This is a genomic window from Bradyrhizobium sp. STM 3843, from assembly GCF_000239815.1.
Taxonomy (GTDB): Bacteria; Pseudomonadota; Alphaproteobacteria; order Rhizobiales; family Xanthobacteraceae; genus Bradyrhizobium.
The window spans coordinates 1-21,562 of sequence record NZ_CAFK01000282.1 but is presented as its reverse complement, the minus strand read 5'-3'; the positions used below and the strand labels follow the sequence as shown (position 1 = coordinate 21,562).

Annotated in this window: 18 protein-coding genes and 1 pseudogene; 12 read left to right on the top strand and 7 right to left on the bottom strand. The window is 63.8% G+C overall.

What is annotated here, in order from left to right:
• Positions 1-28: 28 nt before the first annotated feature.
• Positions 29-313 (bottom strand): hypothetical protein, encoded by a 285-nt coding sequence (locus BRAS3843_RS28240; RefSeq protein WP_035983056.1) that lies wholly within the window; start codon positions 311-313, stop codon positions 29-31.
• Positions 314-696: 383 nt separating this feature from the next.
• Between BRAS3843_RS28240 and BRAS3843_RS28235 the strand changes: the two genes are divergently transcribed.
• The 6 genes and pseudogenes from BRAS3843_RS28235 to BRAS3843_RS28210 all read left to right on the top strand — a co-directional run bounded on the left by BRAS3843_RS28235 (position 697) and on the right by BRAS3843_RS28210 (position 6,566).
• Positions 697-1,845, top strand: a complete 1,149-nt coding sequence (locus BRAS3843_RS28235; protein ID WP_035983053.1) for an ABC transporter substrate-binding protein — start codon at positions 697-699, stop codon at positions 1,843-1,845.
• A gap of 175 nt (positions 1,846-2,020) precedes the next feature.
• A complete protein-coding gene (locus tag BRAS3843_RS28230; RefSeq protein ID WP_008972545.1) occupies positions 2,021-2,890 on the top strand; it encodes a branched-chain amino acid ABC transporter permease in 870 nt (289 codons plus the stop codon).
• 7 nt (positions 2,891-2,897) lie between these two features.
• Positions 2,898-3,935, top strand: coding sequence for a branched-chain amino acid ABC transporter permease (locus BRAS3843_RS28225; protein ID WP_008972544.1), 1,038 nt, complete (start codon positions 2,898-2,900; stop codon positions 3,933-3,935).
• Positions 3,932-4,678, top strand: a complete 747-nt coding sequence (locus BRAS3843_RS28220) for an ABC transporter ATP-binding protein (protein WP_008972543.1) — start codon at positions 3,932-3,934, stop codon at positions 4,676-4,678. The genes BRAS3843_RS28225 and BRAS3843_RS28220 overlap by 4 nt, the downstream gene beginning before the upstream one ends.
• Positions 4,679-5,395, top strand: a complete 717-nt coding sequence (locus BRAS3843_RS28215; RefSeq protein ID WP_008972542.1) for an ABC transporter ATP-binding protein — start codon at positions 4,679-4,681, stop codon at positions 5,393-5,395.
• A gap of 53 nt (positions 5,396-5,448) precedes the next feature.
• Positions 5,449-6,566: pseudogene (locus BRAS3843_RS28210) on the top strand (cobalamin-independent methionine synthase II family protein).
• 118 nt (positions 6,567-6,684) lie between these two features.
• Here the strand turns inward: BRAS3843_RS28210 and BRAS3843_RS28205 are convergent.
• Positions 6,685-8,199 (bottom strand): mannosyltransferase, encoded by a 1,515-nt coding sequence (locus BRAS3843_RS28205; RefSeq protein WP_008972539.1) that lies wholly within the window; start codon positions 8,197-8,199, stop codon positions 6,685-6,687.
• A gap of 338 nt (positions 8,200-8,537) precedes the next feature.
• Here BRAS3843_RS28205 and BRAS3843_RS28200 point away from each other — a divergent pair, with 338 nt between their 5' ends.
• From BRAS3843_RS28200 to BRAS3843_RS28185, 4 genes are all read left to right on the top strand, one after another.
• Positions 8,538-9,887, top strand: coding sequence for a hypothetical protein (locus BRAS3843_RS28200; protein WP_008972537.1), 1,350 nt, complete (start codon positions 8,538-8,540; stop codon positions 9,885-9,887).
• A gap of 54 nt (positions 9,888-9,941) precedes the next feature.
• Positions 9,942-11,138 (top strand): methionine adenosyltransferase, encoded by a 1,197-nt coding sequence (gene metK, locus BRAS3843_RS28195; RefSeq protein ID WP_008972536.1) that lies wholly within the window; start codon positions 9,942-9,944, stop codon positions 11,136-11,138.
• Between the two features lie 249 nt (positions 11,139-11,387).
• Entirely contained in the window at positions 11,388-12,800 is a 1,413-nt protein-coding gene (ahcY, locus tag BRAS3843_RS28190) for an adenosylhomocysteinase (RefSeq protein WP_008972535.1), read from the top strand.
• A gap of 252 nt (positions 12,801-13,052) precedes the next feature.
• Positions 13,053-14,360, top strand: a complete 1,308-nt coding sequence (locus BRAS3843_RS28185; protein WP_008972534.1) for a trypsin-like serine protease — start codon at positions 13,053-13,055, stop codon at positions 14,358-14,360.
• Positions 14,361-14,363: 3 nt separating this feature from the next.
• Here the strand turns inward: BRAS3843_RS28185 and BRAS3843_RS40995 are convergent, their stop codons facing one another.
• The 3 genes from BRAS3843_RS40995 to BRAS3843_RS28175 all read right to left on the bottom strand — a co-directional run bounded on the left by BRAS3843_RS40995 (position 14,364) and on the right by BRAS3843_RS28175 (position 17,134).
• Entirely contained in the window at positions 14,364-14,708 is a 345-nt protein-coding gene (locus BRAS3843_RS40995) for a hypothetical protein (RefSeq protein ID WP_008972533.1), read from the bottom strand.
• 46 nt (positions 14,709-14,754) lie between these two features.
• Complete coding sequence (locus BRAS3843_RS28180; protein ID WP_244425491.1) at positions 14,755-15,756, bottom strand: hypothetical protein; 1,002 nt, start codon at positions 15,754-15,756, stop codon at positions 14,755-14,757.
• A 649-nt stretch (positions 15,757-16,405) separates the two neighbouring features.
• The gene (locus BRAS3843_RS28175; protein WP_008972531.1) at positions 16,406-17,134 is read right to left on the bottom strand and encodes an alanyl-tRNA editing protein; all 729 of its coding nucleotides are present in this window, start codon (positions 17,132-17,134) and stop codon (positions 16,406-16,408) included.
• Positions 17,135-17,370: 236 nt separating this feature from the next.
• Between BRAS3843_RS28175 and BRAS3843_RS39050 the strand changes: the two genes are divergently transcribed.
• Positions 17,371-17,895: a hypothetical protein gene (locus BRAS3843_RS39050; RefSeq protein WP_139024992.1), complete on the top strand. Its 525-nt coding sequence runs from the start codon at positions 17,371-17,373 to the stop codon at positions 17,893-17,895.
• A gap of 375 nt (positions 17,896-18,270) precedes the next feature.
• Here the strand turns inward: BRAS3843_RS39050 and BRAS3843_RS28165 are convergent, their stop codons facing one another.
• Positions 18,271-18,993 (bottom strand): hypothetical protein, encoded by a 723-nt coding sequence (locus tag BRAS3843_RS28165; RefSeq protein WP_008972529.1) that lies wholly within the window; start codon positions 18,991-18,993, stop codon positions 18,271-18,273.
• 162 nt (positions 18,994-19,155) lie between these two features.
• On the opposite strand from BRAS3843_RS28165, the gene BRAS3843_RS28160 reads away from it, so the two are divergent.
• A complete protein-coding gene (locus BRAS3843_RS28160) occupies positions 19,156-20,616 on the top strand; it encodes an NAD(P)/FAD-dependent oxidoreductase (protein ID WP_008972528.1) in 1,461 nt (486 codons plus the stop codon).
• Positions 20,617-20,667: 51 nt separating this feature from the next.
• Here the strand turns inward: BRAS3843_RS28160 and BRAS3843_RS28155 are convergent.
• Positions 20,668-21,562: hypothetical protein (locus BRAS3843_RS28155; RefSeq protein ID WP_035983051.1), on the bottom strand; the 895-nt coding region annotated here is incomplete at its 5' end.

Below are 21,562 nucleotides of genomic sequence, written 5' to 3'. Positions count from 1 at the left end.
AAAGAGGACGACGCGGCGTCGGGGGACGTCACCGCACCGGTGCCGCCGCCTGGGCATTGGCGTTTGACTGCGTCTCCTTGTCGCGCTCGGCCGCCGGCATCTGCCGGCGCCGCTCGCGCTCCTTCATGAATTGATCGTATTCCGGCGTCCCCGGCCGTGGCGGCGCATCGCGCGGCAGGCCGCCGGCCCATTGTGGCACATAGTCACCCATGCCGGCCGATAGCTTCTCGTTCACGGACGCGCAGCCGGTCAGGCAGGACAGCGCGGCTGTCGCGACAAGCGGGATCACGATATGGCGAAACTTGGTTGGCATGCTCGAATCGTCTTGCCCAGGATCGTCTTGCCCAGGATCATCTCGCCCAGGCCTGGCCTGCGGGCGCGGCTGTCGTGGTGGCCTTCAATTGGTCAATTGAGACTATTTGATGTTGGGTATTTGAATACCCGAATCTGGCTGGCCTTGCCGCGAGATATGGTTCCGGATGAGTCGATCCACCCTTCCGGCAGAAATTCCAGCATTGCATGGCTGGCATCCGGAATCTATTCCCAATTGCTATAGCTGTTAGAGCGGGCGGCAGATGTTAGGACGCCGTAAATCGCTCTAGGGTCGCCGGAAAAACCGGACGACGTGTCGCAAGCGCCGCGTTCGAGGTCGCGCAAATGGGAGGATGGCAGGTGTACAATCGAATTGCGGGTTTCATGTTGCTCGGTGCGGTCGCCGCCGGGGTTGGCTCGTGTCCGGCTTCCGCCGAGGACACCTTCAAGATCGGGCTGATCGTGCCGATGACCGGCGGCCAGGCGTCGACCGGCAAGCAGATCGACAATGCCATCAAGCTCTACATGCAGCAGAACGGCGACACCGTCGCCGGCAAGAAGATCGAGGTCATCCTCAAGGACGACGCCGCGCTGCCCGACAACACCAAGCGGCTGGCGCAGGAACTGATCGTCAACGACAAGGTCAATGTGATCGCAGGCTTCGGCGTCACGCCGGCCGCGTTCGCTGCGGCGCCGCTGGCGACCCAGGGCAAGATCCCGGAAGTGGTGATGGCGGCCGGCACCTCGATCATCACCGAGAAGTCGCCCTACATCGTGCGCACCAGCTTCACCCTGCCGCAATCCTCGACCATCATCGGCGACTGGGCGGCGAAGAACGGCATCAAGAAGGTCGCAACGCTGACCTCCGACTACGCGCCGGGCAATGACGCCCTGGCGTCGTTCAAGGAGCACTTCACCGCCGGCGGCGGCGAGATCGTCGAAGAGGTCAAGGTGCCGCTCGCCAATCCGGACTTCGCGCCGTTCCTGCAGCGCATGAAGGACGCCAAGCCGGACGCGATCTTCGTGTTCGTGCCGGCCGGCCAGGGCGGCAACTTCATGAAGCAGTATGCCGAGCGCGGCCTCGACAAGAGCGGCATCAGGGTGATCGGGCCGGGCGATGTCACCGACGACGACCTGCTCAAGGACATGGGCGACGCCGTGCTCGGCGCCGTCACCGCCCACATCTATTCGGCGGCGCATCCGTCGGAGAAGAACAAGGCGTTCGTCGCCGCCTATGAAAAGGCCTATGGCAGCCGTCCCGGCTTCATGGCGGTCGGCGGTTACGACGGCATCCACCTGATCTACGAGGCCTTGAAGAAGGACGGCGGCAAGCCCGACGGCGACTCGCTGCTCGCGGCGATGAAGGGCTTGGCCTGGGAGAGCCCGCGCGGCCCGATCTCGATCGATCCGGAGACGCGCGACATCATCCAGAACGTCTATATTCGCAAGGTCGAGAAGGTGAACGGCCAGCTGTACAACGTCGAATTCGAGACCTTCAACGCGGTCAAGGATCCGGGCAAAGCGAAGAAGTAACGTCGCGTCAGCGACGTCATCCCGGGGCGCGAGCGCAACGCGCTCGCGAACCCGGGATCTCGAAATTGTTGAAAGAGATTCCGGGTTCGGCGCTGTCCGCGTAAAATGGTCTTGCCATTTTGTCGCGAGCGCCGCCCCGGAATGACGACCTCTAACTCCGGCCGCTTCTGCTTCCATGACCGCTGTTCTCACCAATTTGTTCGATGGCGTTGCCTACGGCATGCTGCTGTTCGTGCTGGCCTGCGGGCTTGCCGTGACGCTTGGCCTGATGAATTTCGTCAACCTGGCCCATGGCGCCTTCGCCATGGCCGGCGGCTATGTCTGCGCGGTGCTGGTCAACAAGAGCGGCTGGCCGTTCTTCGCCGCGCTGCCGCTGGCCTTCGTCGCGAGTGCAATGATCGGCGCGGCGCTGGAGCGGACGCTGTACCGACACCTCTACACCCGCAGCCATCTCGATCAGGTGCTGTTCTCGATCGGGCTGGTGTTCATGTCGGTCGCGGCGGTCGACTACATCATGGGATCGTCGCGCATCTTCATTAAGTTGCCGCAGGTTTTGGAAGGTCAGTTCGACGTGTTCGGCGTCGGCATCGGCCGCTACCGGCTGATGATCGTCCTGATTTGCGGGCTGCTCACGGTGCTGTTGCAGCTGGTGCTGGCCAAGACCCGTTTCGGCAGCCGCTTGCGCGCTGCGGTCGACGATCCGCGTGCGGCGAGCGGGCTCGGCATCAACGTGCCGCAGGTGTTCGCCTTTACCTTCGCCTTCGGCTGCGGCCTCGCCGGGCTCGGCGGCGCGCTTAGTGCCGAGATCCTCGGCCTCGATCCGTATTTCCCGCTGAAGTTCATGATCTACTTCCTGATCGTGGTCACCGTCGGCGGCTCTTCCTCGATCACCGGCCCGTTCCTCGCGTCGCTGCTGCTCGGCATCGGCGACGTTGCCGGCAAATATTACGTGCCCAAGATGGGCCCCTTCGTCATCTACACCATCATGATCGTGATCCTGATCTGGCGCCCGAACGGATTGTTCGGCCGCACCGCCGCGCGGTGAGGGCCGCATGACGACCAACGTACAATCCGATGTCGCCTATCACGCACGCCAGCATGGCCGCTGGCACTGGAGCGAATTTGCCTATTGGATCGCCGTGCTTGCGGTCGGACTCGCATTTCCGTCGCGCTATTTGATCATGACGGAGATCGTGCGGCTCGCGCTGTTCGCGCTCTCGCTCGATCTGATCCTCGGCTATGCCGGCATCGTCTCGCTCGGGCATGCCGCGTTCTTCGGCGTCGGCGCCTATTGCGCGGGGCTCCTGTCGGCGCATGGCCTGATCGACGAGCCGCTGCTGGCGCTGATCGTCTCCGGGGTTGCTGCGATGGTGCTGGGTTTCGTCACCAGCTTCCTGGTGATCCGCGGCGCCGACCTGACTCGGCTGATGGTCACGCTCGGCATTGCGCTGCTGTTGGAGGCGCTGGCGGAACGCTTCTCCAACATCACCGGCGGCACCGACGGTCTGCAGGGCATCGACATCAAGCCGCTGCTCGGGCTGTTCGAGTTCGACATGTTCGGCAGGACCGGATTCTTCTATGCGCTGGCTGTCCTGTTCGTGCTGTTCCTGCTGGCGCGACGGATCGTGCATTCGCCGTTCGGCCTGTCGCTGCGCGCCATCAAGAACAATCCGCTGCGGGCCGCCGCGATCGGCATTCCCGTGAATCGCCGGCTGATCGCGATCTACACGGTCGCGGCGTTCTACGCCGGCATTGCGGGGGCGCTGTTCACCCAGACCACGGCGCTCGCCTCGCTGGATGTATTCGCCTTCGACAAGTCTGCTGACCTGATGCTGGTGCTGGTGATCGGCGGCGCCGGCTATCTGTATGGCGGGCTGATCGGCGCGCTCGTGTTCAGGATGCTGCAGGAGGTGTTCCAGACCATCACGCCGCAATATTGGATGTTCTGGATCGGGCTCGTGCTGGTCGTCATCGTGCTGGTCGGCCGGCAGCGCATTCACGCCGCGGCACTGTTTGTGCCGAACCTGATCCTTAAGCAACTGGCCGGCCGCAAGGCAGTGGTGGCATTGTCCGACAACGAGGCGCCATGAGCATCGCGCTCGAAACCAGGAATCTGGAGAAGCATTTCGGCGGCCTGCGCGTCACGCGCGATCTGTCGCTGAAGATTGCGACCGGTGCGCGCCACGCGCTGATCGGGCCGAACGGCGCCGGCAAGACCACCGTGATCAACCAGCTCACCGGCGTGTTGAATCCGACCTCGGGTCGCATCCTGCTCGAAGGCACTGACATCACCGACCTGCCGGTGCACAAGCGTGTGCTGCGCGGCCTGTCGCGGACCTTCCAGATCAACCAGCTTTATCCCGACCTGACGCCGCTCGAGACGATCGGGCTGGCGGTGTCCGAGCGGCTCGGCCGCGGCGGTGACTGGTGGCGGCGGATGGGAACGCGCGACGACGTCAATGCCGAGATCGCCGACACGCTTGGCCGCTTCCGTCTACTCGACGTCATGAACGACCGGACGTCGACCTTGCCCTATGGCAAGCAGCGGCTGCTCGAGATCGCGGTTGCGATCGCGGCCAAGCCGCGGGTGCTGCTGCTCGACGAGCCCGCCGCCGGCGTGCCCGAGGGCGAGCGCAAGGACATCCTGGCAGCCGTCAGCGCGCTGCCGCGCGACGTCACCGTGCTACTGATCGAGCATGACATGGATCTGGTGTTCTCCTTTGCCGACCGCATCTCGGTGCTGGTCTCCGGCGCGCTGCTGGTCGAAGGTCCGCCCGATGAGGTCGCGCGCGATCCGCAGGTCAAGGCGGTGTATCTCGGCGAGGCCGCGTGAATGAGTGATCTGCTTGCCATCGACGCTTTGCGCGCCGGTTACGGCCAGGCGGTGGTCCTGCCGAACATGTCGCTGAAGCTGCCCGAGGGCCAGGTGCTCGCGCTGCTCGGCCGCAACGGCACCGGCAAGACCACGCTGATCAATTCCATCGTCGGCGTCACCCGGCGTTTCTCGGGCAGGATTGCACTGGCAGGAGCGGACATCACCAGCTTGCGCGCCGACCAGCGCGCCCGCAACGGCATCGGCTGGGTGCCCCAGGAGCGCAACATCTTTCACTCGCTGACGGTCGAGGAGAACATGACGGCCGTGGCGCAGCCCGGGCCGTGGACGGTCGAAAAGGTCTACCAGATGTTCCCAAGGCTGAAGGAGCGGCGCAGCAATTTCGGCAACCAGCTCTCCGGCGGCGAGCAGCAGATGCTGGCGATCGGACGCGCGCTGACACTCAATCCGAAGGTGCTGCTGCTGGACGAGCCGACCGAAGGGCTGGCGCCGATCATCGTCGAGGAACTGCTGGCCGCGATCGGCACCATCAGCCGCGCCGGCGGGCTGTGCTCCATCATCGTCGAGCAGCATGCGCAGAAGATTCTGGGGCTGGCCGATCGCGTCGTGATATTGGAGCGCGGTATGATCGTGCATGATGCGCCGTCGAGCGCCCTGAAGGCGGACCCGACGCCGCTGGAGCGCCACCTCGGCGTTGCCGGCGCCGCGGCGCATTGAACAGACCGATCGCGAGCCACCCGTTCGAGGACGACATTCAAGGAGAAGACAACATGCAACGCACAAAGCCTCCGTTCCGCGCCGACGAGGTCGGCAGCCTCTTGCGCCCGCAGAAGATCAAGGACGCGCGCGCCAAGCTCGAGAAGGGCGAGATCTCGGCAGATGAGCTGCGCCGGATCGAGGACATGGAGATCGAGAAGGTCGTGCATCGGCAGGCCTCGACTGGCCTGAAGCTCGCGACCGACGGCGAATTCCGCCGCTCCTGGTGGCATTTCGACTTCCTCGCCAAGCTCACCGGCTGCGAGCTGTTCCACCCGGACACCGGCATCCAGTTCACCGGCGTGCAGACGCGGCATGACGCGGTCCGCGTGATCAGCAAGCTCGACTTTCCGGCCGACCATCCGATGCTCGACCATTTCCGCTTCCTGAAGAAACATGCCGATACCGCGCATGTGACGGCCAAGATGACGATCCCGTCGCCGGCCGTGCTGCACTTCCGCGGCGGCCGCAAGTCGATCTCCAAGGACGTCTATCCCGATCTCGATGCCTTCTATGAGGACCTCGGCAAGACCTACCGCAAGGCCGTGAAGGCGTTCTACGACGCGGGCTGCCGTTATCTGCAGTTCGACGATACCGTGTGGGCCTATCTGTGCTCCCAGGAGGAACTGAAGAAAGCGCGCGAGCGTGGCGACAATCCGGACGGACTGCAGCAGATCTACTCGCGCATCATCAACTACGCGATCGCCGAGCGTCCCGCCGACATGGTGATCACCACCCATGTCTGTCGCGGCAATTTCCGCTCGACCTGGATCTCCTCGGGCGGCTACGAGCCGGTCGCCGAGACCATGCTCGCCAACACCAACTACGACGGCTACTTCCTCGAATACGACAGCGAGCGTGCCGGCGGCTTCGAGCCGCTGCGCTTCCTGCCCAAGGGCAACAAGGTGGTCGTGGTCGGTCTCGTGACCTCCAAGAGCGGCGAGCTGGAGAAGNAGACGACATCAAGCGCCGCATGGAGGAGGCGGCGAAGTTCGCACCGCTGGAGCAGCTCGCGCTGTCGCCGCAATGCGGCTTCGCCTCCACCGAGGAAGGCAACATCCTAAGCGAGGAAGAGCAGTGGGCGAAGCTGCGCCTCTGCGTCGAGCTCTCCGAGGAAATCTGGGGGAAGTGATCGGCACGCGCGGGCGCCGCTCGCGCGAACTCATCTGATGACCAAGCGGGACCGGGGCCTCTCCGGTCCCGCTTTTTTCATGCGCGCGTGGCGCGTTTCTCGGCCGGCAAGGACATGATCAGCGGTCGATGCGCTCCAGCACATCATTGAGGGTCAAGTCCGGGCCTTCGGCGGGCTCGCAAGCCCCGTCACGAGCAAAGATGCAGAGCGGGGCGCCGCCGACCATGTCGCAGTCACGTGCGGTGAAGTTGGCGGGCAGCTCCGGCGCGGCGCGCTGGTAGGCGAGCATGCGATTGAATTCGGACGACACGGCGCCGGCTGTGCCGGCCAAACGGCCGCGGATCAAAGGATCGGTGGAATAGAGGGCAAAGAGGGGCTTGTCGCCGGCCAGGCGGCTCCGGCCCGGCAGCAGATAAAATGGCGCGTCATAGAGCGCGAGGCCGCACATCTGCGGGTCGGCTTTCAACTCCGCGGCTAGCCTCGCCGCTCCGATCCCTTTCATCCACTGGTCCGGCATCGCGCCGGTTGCCGCCAGCACCGCTGACGCGCTCATCCACCCGCCGGCGATCAACAGTCCCGCCCATCGGCGGCGTGCCGGCGACCGGGGCGTTGCGATCCAATCGGCTGAGCCGAGCGCCGCGAGCAGAATGAACAGTGTGACCGAGAGAAATATGAAGCGATATTCCTTGTGCGCGATCAGGCTGTGCGTCACCAGATTGGTGAGCGCAATCCAGAACAGGATCGGTGTTCTCCGGCCGCCCTGCCAGATCGCCAAACCGAGCGGCACCACGGCCAGCGACCAGGCGCCCAAGATCCAGATCCCATAGACGCTGGCCGGCGCCGTGCCGAATTCGGCCGAGCGGCCGAGAAACAGGTTCTGATGGATGTTGGCCACCATCCAGGCGAAGGGCACCGCGCCGTGCGCGGCATCCACCATCGCTCCGACGGCGAGCACGATGCCGCCGCCGAGCGCCAAGGGCACCATGCGCGACCAATCGCGCCAGCAGGTCTGCAGAACGAGCACCGCGATCGCTGGTGCGTATTGGAAGCGAATGAGGACGGCGAACGCAAGCAGGGCGCCGGCTTCGATGAGATGGCGTCGGGTGGGCGGATCGCGGGTCAGCAGCACCGCGGCAGGCAATATCAGTGCGGTCGCCAGGGGTTCGCTCAGCGTGTGGGGCGCGAAGTAGACGAACTCAAACCAGATCGCCGCAACAAAGCCGGCGAGGATCGCATGCGTCCGGGAGAGTCGGGCGCCAAAGGCCCAGGCCGAGGCGACGATCGACAGCGAGGCGATCGCAGCGAGGAGGCGCGACAGGATGAAGGCACCCGAGCCACCGGGCACGAGCCAGTCCCCGATCGCGACCGGGCCGGCCATGATCGTCGGCAACAGCCAGCTTCGGATGCCGTGGCGCCACTCCCAGGAGACGATGCTGTCGTCGCCCCAGATGCGCGAGGCGGGCTCCAGATATTGGAAGATCTCGTCCGGGTGATGGAAGTTCGGCCAGAATGCAAGCGGCAAGCGGCAGGCGGTGGCCAGCAGCAGGATGAGAAGCAGCGGATGCGGCCGAGTGGCCGTGGCTGCCAGGCAATCTGCGTCGCTAGGTTCTGCTGCGGCGGCTGGCAGGGTCATTTCCGAATGCGCTCTGAGAGCCCTTTTTTGCGGCGTTCGCAACTTATGGATGCCAAAACCTAACTCGACGTAAAATCACGGAAGTCACCGAAGGTCGGCCGTTGCGCCCGCTTGGGCCTTCTTTTGGCCGAGAGGGGCGACTAGGCGCGAGGAACGATCCGGGCGATCGCGCCTGTGCTGGTCGGAGCGGGCCGGGGCTGCGGCGGAAGCCCGAGCCGGGGTTTTGCTTCGGCCCGGAGCAGGCCCAGCCTGAGGGCCTTCCCATCAGTGGGCAGAAGGTGCTAGGACCTTTTGGAAAATAATCTCTGCCCACCGACATTTCCCAACCGATCGGCGCGATGAAGAACGACCAGCTCCTGGCCCAGATTTCGGAGTTCTGCCGTCAGGCCGACATGGCGGAGTCGACCTTCGGTCGGCGCGCCGTAAACGACGGTAAGCTGGTGCACCGGCTGCGCGAGGGCAAGCGCATCACCATCGACACGCTGGACCGCATCCAGGCCTATATCGCGGCCTCGACCGGCACGATGCCGCCGCCGCGGCTCGAGGTGGTGGCCGAAAAGCGCGACCCCCGCAGCAATTTCCGCTTCTTCGAGAATCGCCAGAAGTACCTGCTGTTCGTCCATACCTGCAGCGAGAAGCGGGTGGTCGCCGAGCGCGTCGGGCTCGAACTGGCCAGCATCCACCCGCGGCCGCCGGCGTTCCGGGTGTTCGACGCCGGCGTCGGTGACGGCACGGTGCTGTCGAAAGTGCTGCGGACCATGCATGGCCGCTTTCCGCACATCCCGTTCTATGTCGCCGGCAAGGAGCTGAGCCTGGAGGACGTTCGGCTGACGCTCGAGAAGGTGCCGGACCGCCTGTTCGAGCATCCGGCCAGCGTGTTCGTGTTCACCAACATGAATTACGCCGAGGCGCCGTGGCTGACGCCGAAATCGCCGTCGCTGGCCGCCAGCATGATCTGGCACGAGCTGGTGCTGCAGGGCGCTTCGTCTGGCGAGTTCGAGGCGCAGATCGCAGGGCTCAAGCCGTTCCTGGAGCAGAACTGGCGTGCCTCGGTGTCGCCGCGCACCGGCATGCCGATCTATGAGCGGCCGGTGGCCCTGGTGCTCTACCGCGAGGACCACCGCTTTCTGCTCGATGGGATCATCCCGCGCGCCGGCCGGGTCGAGGCCAATTTCGACCTGGTGATCGCCTCGCAACCTTATCGCGCCCGGTCGTCGGTGAATTTCCGCGCCAAACGGATCATTGCGCCGCTCGCGCGCGCCTTGAAGCCGGGCGGCCGGCTGATCGGAATCCACTCCCACGGCCAGGATCCGGGCCTGGAAATCATTCAGGCGGTGTGGCCGGGAGAAAATCCTTTCTCGGTCAGCCGCCACGAGCTGCTGCGGGCGGTGAAATACGAGCTGGGATCCAGTGGGCGGGACTTAAATTTTAACGCCTATGCGGACAATCGCTCGATTTTCAGGTATGAGATGGAAGCTCTGCCCAACGAGGTCACCGGAACCATCGGAACCTCGACGGCCTTTGCAGCCTGGAACGCGGCGGTGTATGTCGCCCAGATCGAGGAAGACCGCCTGACGGAGATCGCCAACAGCGCGCGTGCGCTCGATGCCGCCAGAGAGGTGCTGCGAAAGCACAACGGGTTGTGGTTCTACGACGAGTCCTACGTCATCTCGCGGCGTCGCGACTGACGGTTCGGGATCAATATCAATGACCGCCGTGGGCGGCGAAGAAGGGGTTGCTTGATGCGCGCGTCATATCTGTTCACCTCGGAGTCGGTGTCCGAGGGCCATCCGGACAAGGTCTGCGACCGGATTTCCGACGAGATCGTCGACCTGTTCTACCGCGAAGGGCCCAAGGCCGGCATCGACCCCTGGGCGATCCGCGCCGCCTGCGAAACGCTCGCCACCACCAACAAGGTCGTGATCGCCGGTGAAACCCGCGGTCCGTCCTCGGTTACCAATGAGCACATCGAGCACGTGGTGCGGGAGGCGATCAAGGACATCGGCTACGAGCAGGAAGGCTTTCACTGGAAGACCTGCGATATCGAGATCCTGCTGCACCCGCAGTCGGCCGATATCGCGCAAGGCGTCGACGCGCTGCAGCCCGGCGAGAGGAAGGAAGAGGGCGCGGGCGACCAGGGCATCATGTTCGGTTACGCGACCAACGAGACGCCGGACCTGATGCCGGCGCCGATCTTCTACGCCCACAAGATCCTGCGCCTGATCTCCGAGGCCCGTCACTCGGGTGTCGAGAAGGTGCTTGGGCCGGACTCCAAGAGCCAGGTCACCGTGCAGTATGAGAACGGCAAGCCGGTCGGCGTCCGCGAGATCGTCGTCTCGCACCAGCATCTGGTCGAGGACATGACCTCGGCGCAAGTGCGCGAGCGCGTTGAGCCTTATGTGCGCAAGGCGCTGCCGGAAGGCTGGATCACCCCGAAGACCATCTGGCACATCAATCCGACCGGGAAGTTCTTCATCGGCGGTCCCGACGGCGACGCTGGCCTCACCGGCCGCAAGATCATCGTCGACACCTATGGCGGCGCGGCCCCGCATGGCGGTGGCGCCTTCTCGGGCAAGGATCCGACCAAGGTCGACCGCTCCGCCGCCTATGCCGCGCGTTACGTCGCCAAGAACATCGTCGCTGCCGGTCTCGCCGACCGCTGCACGCTGCAGCTCGCTTACGCGATCGGCGTGGCGCGTCCGCTGTCGATCTACATCGACACCCACGGCACCGGTAAGGTGCCCGAGGACCAGCTCGAGAAGGCAGCGGCCGAGGTCATGGATCTCACCCCGCGCGGCATCCGCAGCCATCTCGACCTCAACCGCCCGATCTACGCGCGTACCTCGTCCTACGGCCATTTCGGCCGCACGCCGGACAACGAAGGCGGCTTCTCCTGGGAGAAGACCGACCTCGTCGAGCCGTTCAAGCGCGCGGTTTGATCTCTCTTCACCTCGCCCCGCGCTTGTCCGCCGTAGCTCGTAGAGCGAAGGCGGATGCGGGGAGAGGTCGGATTGCATTGCAGATGCAATCCGAGTGAGGGGTACATCACCACCCGCACCGTCCGTGCGTCTGCCCCTCACCCCAACCCTCTCCCCGTAAGAACGGGGAGAGGGAGCTAGGCTGCGCCCAGACGCGTCCAGTTTCGTTTCGTCACGACCAGCTCGAATTCATCCGATCAGGAACCCACCATGACCGCCTTCACCGACTACATCGTCAAGGACATTTCGCTCGCCGACTTCGGCCGCAAGGAAATCTCGCTCGCCGAGACCGAGATGCCCGGCCTGATGGCGACGCGGGAGGAATACGGCCCGAAGCAGCCGCTGAAGGGCGCGCGCATCGCCGGCTCGCTGCACATGACCATCCAGACCGCCGTGCTGATCGAGACGCTGAAGGCGCTCGGCGCCGACATCCGCTGGGTCTCCTGCAACATCTATTCGACCCAGGACCACGCCGCCGCCGCGATCGCGGCCGCCGGCATTCCGGTGTTCGCAGTCAAGGGCGAGACGCTGGTCGACTATTGGGATTACACCGCCAAGCTGTTCGACTGGCATGGCGGCGGCCATCCCAACATGATCCTCGATGATGGCGGCGACGCCACCATGTACGTCCATCTCGGTCTCCGGGCCGAGAACGGCGATGCGGCCTTCCTGGACAAGCCGGCTTCCGAAGAAGAGGAGGTCTTCTTCGCGCTGCTCAAGAAGCAGCTGAAGGAGAAGCCGAAGGGCTACTTCGCTACCATCGCCAAGTCGATCCAGGGCGTCTCGGAGGAGACCACCACGGGCGTGCATCGTCTCTACGACATGCAGAAAGCCGGCACGTTGTTGTGGCCCGCCATCAACGTCAATGACAGCGTCACTAAGTCGAAGTTCGACAACCTCTATGGCTGCCGCGAGTCGCTGGTCGACGGCATCCGCCGCGGCACCGATGTGATGATGTCGGGCAAGATCGCGATGGTCGCCGGCTTCGGCGATGTCGGCAAGGGCTCGGCCGCCTCGCTGCGCCAGGCCGGCTGCCGCGTCATGGTCTCGGAGGTCGATCCGATTTGCGCGCTGCAGGCGGCAATGGAGGGCTACGAGGTCGTGACGATGGAGGACGCCGCACCGCGCGCCGACATCTTCGTGACCGCGACCGGCAACAAGGACATCATCACCATCGAACACATGCGCGCGATGAAGGATCGCGCCGTCGTCTGCAACATCGGCCACTTCGACAACGAGATCCAGGTCGCCTCGCTGAAGAACCTGAAGTGGACCAACATCAAGCCGCAGGTCGACGAGATCACCTTCCCCGATGGCAAGCGCATGATCCTGCTGTCCGAAGGCCGCCTCGTGAACCTCGGCAATGCGATGGGCCATCCGTCCTTCGTGATGTCGGCGTCCTTCACCAACCAGACCCTGGCGCAGATCGAACTCTACGCCAACAACAAGGACGGCAAGTACAAGAAGGAAGTCTATGTGCTGCCGAAGTCGCTGGACGAGAAGGTGGCCATGCTGCATCTCGCCAAGATCGGCGTGAAGCTCACCAAGCTGCGCCCCGACCAGGCCTCCTACATCGGCGTCAAGCAGGAAGGTCCGTTCAAGTCGGATCATTATCGGTACTGACCGCTGGCTCGTCATTCCGGGGCAGCGCGGGCGACAAACAGCGAAGCTGTTTGCGCCGACAGCGCTGAACCCGGAAGCTCGCGAGACCCTGATGCGCTTCGGGATGGCCGGGGCCTGTCCCAGCCATCGGCGTCTCTGCCACGCGAATCCGAAGGTGTCTTGGAAAGTGTCTTGCGGCGGCCACGCGGTCGCCGTCTTGATCATGTCGTCTGGCGCATCCATCATGGCGTACTCGGCTTGCAGTGGATGTGCATGACCAGCAGGGCTCTCGTTCTCCTCATTCTTCTTCTTGGGTTGGTCGGTCCGGCGCGGGCCGCTGAGCTCGACGACGCTGTGGCTGCGGCGCATGGTGGCGACTACGCGACTGCGCTGAAGCGGCTGTCTCCGCTGGCTGAGAAGGGCGATGCGCGCGCCCAGTTCGACCTGGGCTTCATGCAGGCGTTCGGCTGGGGCGTTCAGCGCGATCCCGCCAAGGCTATCGATTGGTACCGCAAGGCCGCGGAGCAGGGGCTTGCGGTCGCCCAGCACTATCTCGGTCTGGCTTACGTAAACGGCGAGGGCGTGCGACCCGACGGTGCGGAGGCCGCGCGCTGGTTGGGGCGATCCGCAGCGCAAGGGTTTGTGCCGGCGCAATACATGCTGGGTCTCATGATGCTGAAGGGCCATAGCGTGCCGAAGGATCTCGTGCAGGGCTGTGCCTATATGATCATGGCGGGACAGCATGGCATCTTGTCTGCGAGCCGTGCAGTTCCGCGACTGCCATTGAGCGACGCGCAGCGCGCGCAGGCGCAGGACATCGTCGCGCACTGGACGGCGAAGCCGGAATCGTCACTTGCCAGCATCGCCAATCCGCGCGCCGAGGAGCTGCTTGGACTGGACCGACATCTCGGCGAGGTTGCCGATCCCTCGAGCTGGCCGTTTTCTGCGATTGGTGTTGTCGCAGTTATGGGTGCATCCTGTACCGGTACGCTGGTCGCCCCCAAGCTGGTGCTGACCGCGGCGCACTGTCTTTTCAGAGGCACCGAACCGGTCAACCCGGGCCTCGTCCATTTCCTGGCCGGCCTAGACAAGGGTACGCCGGCAGCCTCCTCAGTCGCGGCGCGGCTGATCGTGGCCAGGGAATTTGTTCCGACGCCACGCAAGCAACCGCCATCGATTACCCAGTCGCCAGACGATTGGGCCTTGATTATTCTGAAGGAGGCCTTGCCGGCACGCCCCGTTGCCGTGAAGGCGCTCAATCGCAAGGAATTGCTCACTGCAGCGCTTGCCGGGGCGATCTCCGGAATCGGCTATGGCCAGGAGCGGCGTTATTCGCCGACCATGCTGCGCAACTGCCGCGCCGATTGGAGTGCAGAGAAGCGACTGATGCCCGTTCAGTGCCTGGCGAATTTCGGCTACTCGGGCTCTCCGATTCTGGCCGACATCGACGGCACGCCGACGGTTGTCGCTGTTCTCTCGATGGGCATCGAAGAGAGCGGATTGACCTTTGCTGCGTCCGCCAATCAGTTCGAGGCTGCCGTCCGGGAGCAGGCTGCGGCGGAAGCAGCGCCGGCGCGCTGACGCTCATCCCCCGCTGGATTGCGGCTCTGTGCTTGATCGATTTGCCTGACTCCATGGGATCTCGAACTCGGTTTTCGAAATATCCCGCGCGGAGAACTCTGGATTACGGTCAATGTCTTCGGTTGGCGGAAACGGACCTTCAGGCATTACGTCGCGCCAATTTTCGCTCTGATAGCTGTGCGCTTCGAGGCGGCCATCGCGATACTTCCGGACGCACCGGATCGAGTAGCCCTCGACATCGAGCTCGTCATACCACTCGACCGGTTCGTCCTCCCTCGCCGCGTGCCAAACAGCATGAAAATAGCTGTGGGGCGGTCCCAGGCTGGGTGATGGCGGTAATTCGGTCATTTCGGTCTTTCCGGACCGCCCCCTGTCAACGAGGCAATTACCTGCTCTAAGTCGCGCGCGACCGCGCAGCGCGCGCCGAGCGGATCTTGCTTGGCTTCTCCGATCTCGCGTGCTTGCCCGCGCTATGGTCGCGTCGCGCCGCCACGTGCTTTCGCCGCCTCACCTCGGCCATCGCCTGCAGCACGGCCGGCCCGCGACGCGAGGCATATTCCTGGCCGTCGATCGGACCGACATGTGGCGGATCGCGATCGAGATAGGGGCGGCCGATACCGAAGTCCTTTCCATGCGCATCGATCCATTTCCACAGCTGCTCGGTCGATGCCCAGCGCTGGACCCGGGTCGCGCCCTTGACGCTCACGACATCGGCTGCGAGGCCGTGACCATAGCCGCCGCGAAAACTGCCGCCATGATAGGATCTGTTGTTGGCGGCCTTGAGGCCGCTTGCGATCGACTGGCGGTAGTCGTCGCGGAAGGCGCTGGTAATGCCGGGCGAGAGTCCCGCGTCCTCCGCCGCGTGCAGGATGTGAAACAGTTTCAGCTTGAAGCCGCGGTCCATCCCGCCGATCACGTAGTCCGCCAGCGTCAGGCCGGCCTTGTCCGCCGCCTTGGGGTCCTTCCAGGCAAAGTCCTCGTCGACCAGCCTGGTGAAGCTTCTGGTGACGGTCACCATCCGGCCCCTGCGCTTGATTGTGACTTTGCGGCGCTCCTCCTCCTTGATCGAATCCTCCTTCGGCGCGCGCTGATAGAGCGCCCACAAATAGCGATCGACGCAGACATCGACGACGAAGCACTCGTCGACGACTTCGAATGCGTTCACGCTCGCGGTGGTCTCGCTCGGCTCACGATCTGGCGGACTTGCGGTGTTGACGTCTGCCCGCGGCGTATCGGCGGGCAACATCTCGCCCGGATCGGCCGCGGCGATCTGGAACGATCCCGCAGGCCTCTCGGACGGCTGCGGCTTCTCGGCAGCGGCTGCATCGGCCTCTGCAGACGCTGCGGCCGGTGCTGCCACGGGCGGTGTGTCGATAGGGCGGGCGGTGGGGTCCATGATGTGCGGGGGCGTTACGGCAGCTGGCGCCGTCTCGCTGATCTCCGCCCTCACGATCTCCGACGGTGCAGTCGCGGTCGCCGCGTCGACCGATTGCGGCGGTATTATCGAGGGCTGCGGATCGATGGCCGTCGTCGCCTGGCCGGCTTGCTCGACATCTGCTGGCGGCTGCGCAGTTTCTGGCGCGGTGACAGCCTGCGCTGTATCAATGGCCTGCAGCGGCTTGACGAGTTGGGCTTCGCTCGCCTGCGGCGTCGTGTTCGCCTGCAGCGCCGGGGCAAACTTGGCCACACGATCGAGTGCCGATTTGCTGCGGTCGGCGATCCGCGCCTCAGGCCTCTTGCCGGCTTCCATCAGGCTCATCAAGCTCGGCAACGGAAAAAGTTGACTCACGAGCATGACTGACAGGCAACACGATAACGCAACCGCTGCAGATCGTGCGTTCATGGTCCCAGCCTCCGAAGGCTCGACTCGAACTACGCGGGCAGCCCGAGCAGGTGACGACGATTGTTCGGATCAGAACACGCCCGCGCAATAACGCAAGCTGCAGATTTGTGAGCTTTTCCTGGAACTGTTGCGCAACTGCAACGCACGGTTCCACGCATGCAGGATGGCTCTGCTGACGGTCACATCAGCGGCGCTAAAGGATTCAGTCTGTTAGTCCGATCCGGAAGCGGCGATTCTGGCGACCCTTGTTGTCGACCTTGAGGATGCGGATTCGTCGCGCCTGACCGGTTGACGCGAGGTGGGTACCGCCGCACGCCTGCTGGTCGAGGCCGTCAATGTCGACGATACGAATCAGTCCGTTCGGTTGGCGGGGAGGAGCGACCGACTTGGCGCGAAACAGGCCGTCCTTCGCCTGGGCGTCGTCGTAGTTCATGTCGAAGGCCCGCACTGGCCGATCATCGGCAATCGCTGCATTGACGGCGTCTTCCACGGCTCGCAATTGCTCCGGTGACAGTTTCGTCAGATCGAAGTCGACGCTGAATTCGGTCCCGTCGGTCATGCGGACCCCGGTCAGCAGGGCGCCGTCGAACAGCCTGTACACGGCGCTGTTGACCAGATGAGCGACCGTGTGCTGCTCGCACATCAGCTGTCGGAACGATGTCGCGATCTGCAGGTGAATGAGCCCCGCGGGCGCCATATCGCCCGCGATCAGGTGCCATAGTCCGTCCAGGCTGTGCTCGAAGCCAACGACGTCGCGGACGATGCCATTCCACGTCAGGGTACCGCGATCGGCAAGCTGACCCCCACCGCCGGGATAGAATGGGGACCGCGCCAGCAGCACCGCGCCGGGCCGCGCATCCAGCGCATGGCCCTCCAACGCGTGCTGATGGGGATGGTCGACGGCGTAGGGTCTAGGATAGGACGCGCTCATGTGCTTGATTTAATTGTGTAATTTGTTATATGATCGCGCGTTTGCCAACACGGGCGGTATTTCGGAAAGCGCGGAGATTTGGCGAACGGCGTAACTAATGATGGTGTCGCTTTGCTCGACTGATCCTAAGAACTACAAGGCCCGGTTCCGGAATTAACCTGCGGCTCGGGTGTAAAGGTTAGTAAACAAGCTTAACAATTGGCTTATGTTGCGCAGGCCGTCATTGCAACTGAGGATTGGTCGTTGGGCAGGTCCCCGCGTGTTTAATCAAGGGAGTGCGAGTAATGGTGCGATCAATAGAACGCGTTTTGACTGATCTGGAGCGGCAGATCGAGGCCGAGGTTCGAAGCAGGCCGCCGGGCCAGGAGCACGATCCCTTCGCGCCTCCGAGTATTCGTGCGCCGGCAATTTCGATGCCTGAGTATGTCGAGCATCAGGACGGGGTCACGGAGATCGGCAGGCTGTCGGCGATCGCCGTCGTTCGCGAATACGAAGCTGCGGCGAAAGATATCGAGGCGATGGGAGCGGAGTTGATCGATCGCGTCAAGCAATGCGAGGCAATGACCCGTGACGCGCTCTCCGTGACCGACGAGTTGAAGGAGACCGCAAAGCGTTATCGCGACGAGGCAAAGCGCCTTTTCCTTCAGATTGAGAGCTGTTCGGTGGTGACGGCGGAAGTCCGACAGACCTGCAACGAGCTGAAGGAAAAGATTGCCGCCAAGCCCGAACCGTCCCCAGCGTCGACAGATAGCGGGTCCTAGGTCGCGATCGTTTGAAGCGTCCCCGCCGGGAGGCGCACGCAAACGCATTGGAGAGAGTTGATAGCGTGAGTGCAGAAGGCTGGCTGTGAGCCGGCTGGCTTTGTCGTATTTGGGCAAAGCAGTGCATCAGCGCAACAGCTCGGAACGACTTCGTCACTGAGCTTCCTCTCGGGCCTGCGAATGCGCGCGATGAAATCATCGCAATGATGGTAACTGATCACGGTCGCAAAGTGGTTGGATGCGGCGGGCGCCATCGACACCCAGCCCTCCCTATGCCCTTACATTCTTCGAGGGTGAGAGGTTCAGCGCAACTCGGGCAGATCCCGCCGCGAGATCGCAGAGACATGTCATTGATTTGATTCGTTCGGACTGCCCTCATCGGCACGCAGCGACCGTGAACCAGGCGATGCCGAATGCACCGTCGCGCAGCCGCACGCAGACGGGATCGCCGACCTCGAGCCGCTCATAGAGATCCTGTAGCACGGTGGCATCGGTGACCGTGTCGAAGGGGCCCCAGGGCGCCAGCGCCAGATGATAGGTCGCGATCCGGCTGTGGCCGAGATGCTTCTCGACGATCCGGCTGCGCAACATCGATTGCGGCGAACCATCGAGGCGCTGGTTGAACTGGCCGAGCACGCCGAAGGCGTAGGCGGCGGTGATGACGGCGGCGGCGATGAGGCGCCACCAGCGCCGGCGCAGATTGGATTCGAACCGTGCGGCGGCGACGAGAAAGATCAACCCGACCGAGAGCGCAAAGGCGATCAGTGGCAGCCAGCTCACCAGATTGAGGTCGAGCCAGGTGCGGGCGAACAGCGCGCAGGCCGCCGCCGCGCAAGGCGCAGCGAGATTGGCCTGTGCGGAGCCGGCGCCAAGGCCGATCCGGAACCGGTCGCGCCATGCGATCACGAACAACAGCGCCAGCAAGGGCAGCGCGACCAAAAGGGCGAGCAACCGGTCATTGGGTTGCGGGCCGAACGGCGCCACCAGCGCCAGCACGACCGCGGCGACCGTCAATCCCGCCGCCAGGCGTTGCGCCTGGACCAGCTGTTGCAGGCGCTCTTCGCGCGCCTCGCGGGGCCTTTCAGCCTCATTCGTCACGATCTCGGCTCCTGTCGCATGCAGGCTGTCGGCCCTGCCAGTCTTAGACCATGAGGGTTGACCGAATGCGAACGACGTCTGGCGGGGATTTGACAGCGCAGATGCGTCTTGCCAGTCTCGGGTCCAACAAGGCAAAACCGCGTGAAATTTCAGGGAAACGCCATGCCCGCAGAGCACTTCGACGTGCTGATCGTCGGCGCCGGCCTGTCCGGCATCGGTGCCGCCTATCATCTCACGCACAAATGCCCGGCCAAGCGCTTTGCGATCCTGGAAGGACGCGAGGCGATCGGCGGCACCTGGGACCTGTTTCGCTATCCCGGCGTTCGCTCCGACAGCGACATGTTCACGCTCGGCTATTCCTTCAAGCCGTGGACCGAGCCGAAAGCGATCGCCGACGGGCCGCAGATCCTGAACTATGTCCGCCAGACTGCGATTGAGAACGGCATCGACCAGAAGATCCGTTTCAACCACCGCGTCCGGCGTGCGGAGTGGTCGTCGGCCGAGGCGTGCTGGACCGTGGAGGCGGAGCGCAGGGCAGGGGACGGCACCACCGGAACCGTGCGCTTCACCTGCAATTTTCTGTTCATGTGCGCCGGCTATTACAAATACGAGGCGGGCTATCTGCCGGAGTTCAAGGGGGCGGCGGACTTCAAGGGCCGCCTGGTGCATCCCCAGCAATGGCCGCAGGATCTCGACTACGCCGGCAAGCGCGTGATCGTGATCGGCTCGGGTGCCACGGCTGTAACCCTGGTGCCGTCAATGGCGAAAACCGCCGCCCACGTCACCATGCTGCAGCGTTCGCCGACTTACGTGGTGTCGCGCCCGGCGCAGGATGCGCTCGCCAACAGGCTGAGACGGCATCTGCCGGCGAGCCTGGCCTATCAGCTGATCCGCTGGCGCAATGTGCTGTTCTCGATGTATTTCTTCCAGCTCAGCCGGCGCAAGCCGCTGGCAGTGAAGGACCTGATCCTGCGCGGCGTGCGCGCCGCGCTCGGCCCCGGCTACGACGTCGCCACCCATTTCACGCCGCGCTACAATCCGTGGGACCAGCGGCTGTGCCTGGTGCCGGACGGTGATCTGTTCAGGGCGATCAGGGAGAAGCGGGCCTCCGTGGCGACGGCCGAGATCGATACCTTCACTGAGAAGGGCATCCGGCTCAAGGATGGCAGCGAGCTCGAGGCCGACATCATCGTCACCGCGACCGGCCTTGTCCTGCAGGTGCTCGGCGGCACCGAGGTGGTGGTCGACGGCCGCAAGGTCGATTTCGCCAATACTCTAAACTACAAGGGCATGATGTATTCTGACGTGCCCAATCTCGCTGCGGCGCTCGGCTACACCAACGCGTCCTGGACGCTGAAATGCGACCTGACCTGCGATTATGTCTGCCGTCTCCTCAACTACATGGACCGGCATGGCTACAAGCAGTGCCGCCCGCACAATGACGACCCGACTGTCGCGCCGCAGCCGTCGCTGAACTTCACCTCCGGCTATGTGCAGCGCTCGATCGCCCAGCTGCCGAAGCAGGGCTCCAAGCGGCCGTGGCGGCTCTATCAGAACTACGCGCTCGATATCGTCTCCCTGCGCTTTGGCAAGGTCGATGATGGCGTGATGCGCTATTCGTGACGTGACCTCCGTATGGGAGCCGGCGGTGTTGGACTGGCTTTAGATCCCAGATCAGTGGGTGGGAGACGAGTTACCAGTATTCGATGCCTCTTTCACCCGCCACACATCCCATCCGGCGGATGTCTCGCCCCTGACATATCGATTCGCGATGGTGGCTTTAATCCTTTCATAGAAAGCTTCGCGATCGCGGCCACCATAGGGAAGGTCGACCGGGCTTTCCTCGGCATCGAACAGGATCGTTGATGGAGCGAGCTCGAATAGCCGGTCAAGAAGCTGCCGCAGATCGCTCTCCCTGACCGTTTCCCAGAACAGATCCCGGGCGGGAAGCGGCGGGTAAAGACCGGTCAGCAGCGGCAAAAGAAAGGAATTCGCCGAGAAGATGACGGTTCGCTTCGGATCCGGGAGGTTTCGAATGAAGTCAGCCCGGGCGAGGATGCGTTCGCCGGCGGCCTTCTGTAGCGAAACGCCAGAAACCTCGACGCCATTGCCGCTGCCCGATCGCGACATCAGACTTTTGAGATTGTTCGTGACTTGCTGATGATTGACCGCCATCGCGAGGACCAGCACAGGCGGGAGAAGCGCGATCGTGGGTCTTGGAACCCAACTGCGCCATACGTATGCAAGGCGCCTTGGATCGAATGCGGTTACCACGAGCGGGGTATACAGATAGAGGATCGTCCAGAGATTCAGCGTTTGAGGGCGGTTGACGTAATAGGACAGCCAGGCCAGCGCCATCGTTGCAATGGCCATACGGATCCGCAGCGCTGGTGCAAGCGGTCGCCCGATCCATGTGAGCACGCCCCGCAATAGAATGCTTGCGCAATGGACGAAGATGACAAGCGCGACCAGGTCGATGTCTTGCAACGGCAGGCTGCCAAAACCGCTAAGGAAGGTCTCATACCAGGTCAACAGAGCTTCGGAGGAGGTGGGCACGGGCCAATATCCG

What these genes read in the sequence shown, in the direction of transcription:
- BRAS3843_RS28240 (WP_035983056.1), bottom strand. Translation starts at nt 313, where the DNA reads ATGCCAACCAAGTTTCGCCATATCGTGATCCCGCTTGTCGCGACAGCC.
- BRAS3843_RS28235 (WP_035983053.1), top strand. Translation starts at nt 697, where the DNA reads ATGTTGCTCGGTGCGGTCGCCGCCGGGGTTGGCTCGTGTCCGGCTTCC.
- BRAS3843_RS28230 (WP_008972545.1), top strand. Translation starts at nt 2,021, where the DNA reads ATGACCGCTGTTCTCACCAATTTGTTCGATGGCGTTGCCTACGGCATG.
- BRAS3843_RS28225 (WP_008972544.1), top strand. Translation starts at nt 2,898, where the DNA reads ATGACGACCAACGTACAATCCGATGTCGCCTATCACGCACGCCAGCAT.
- BRAS3843_RS28220 (WP_008972543.1), top strand. Translation starts at nt 3,932, where the DNA reads ATGAGCATCGCGCTCGAAACCAGGAATCTGGAGAAGCATTTCGGCGGC.
- BRAS3843_RS28215 (WP_008972542.1), top strand. Translation starts at nt 4,679, where the DNA reads ATGAGTGATCTGCTTGCCATCGACGCTTTGCGCGCCGGTTACGGCCAG.
- BRAS3843_RS28205 (WP_008972539.1), bottom strand. Translation starts at nt 8,199, where the DNA reads ATGACCCTGCCAGCCGCCGCAGCAGAACCTAGCGACGCAGATTGCCTG.
- BRAS3843_RS28200 (WP_008972537.1), top strand. Translation starts at nt 8,538, where the DNA reads ATGAAGAACGACCAGCTCCTGGCCCAGATTTCGGAGTTCTGCCGTCAG.
- metK (WP_008972536.1), top strand. Translation starts at nt 9,942, where the DNA reads ATGCGCGCGTCATATCTGTTCACCTCGGAGTCGGTGTCCGAGGGCCAT.
- ahcY (WP_008972535.1), top strand. Translation starts at nt 11,388, where the DNA reads ATGACCGCCTTCACCGACTACATCGTCAAGGACATTTCGCTCGCCGAC.
- BRAS3843_RS28185 (WP_008972534.1), top strand. Translation starts at nt 13,053, where the DNA reads ATGACCAGCAGGGCTCTCGTTCTCCTCATTCTTCTTCTTGGGTTGGTC.
- BRAS3843_RS40995 (WP_008972533.1), bottom strand. Translation starts at nt 14,708, where the DNA reads ATGACCGAATTACCGCCATCACCCAGCCTGGGACCGCCCCACAGCTAT.
- BRAS3843_RS28180 (WP_244425491.1), bottom strand. Translation starts at nt 15,756, where the DNA reads ATGGACCCCACCGCCCGCCCTATCGACACACCGCCCGTGGCAGCACCG.
- BRAS3843_RS28175 (WP_008972531.1), bottom strand. Translation starts at nt 17,134, where the DNA reads ATGAGCGCGTCCTATCCTAGACCCTACGCCGTCGACCATCCCCATCAG.
- BRAS3843_RS28160 (WP_008972528.1), top strand. Translation starts at nt 19,156, where the DNA reads ATGCCCGCAGAGCACTTCGACGTGCTGATCGTCGGCGCCGGCCTGTCC.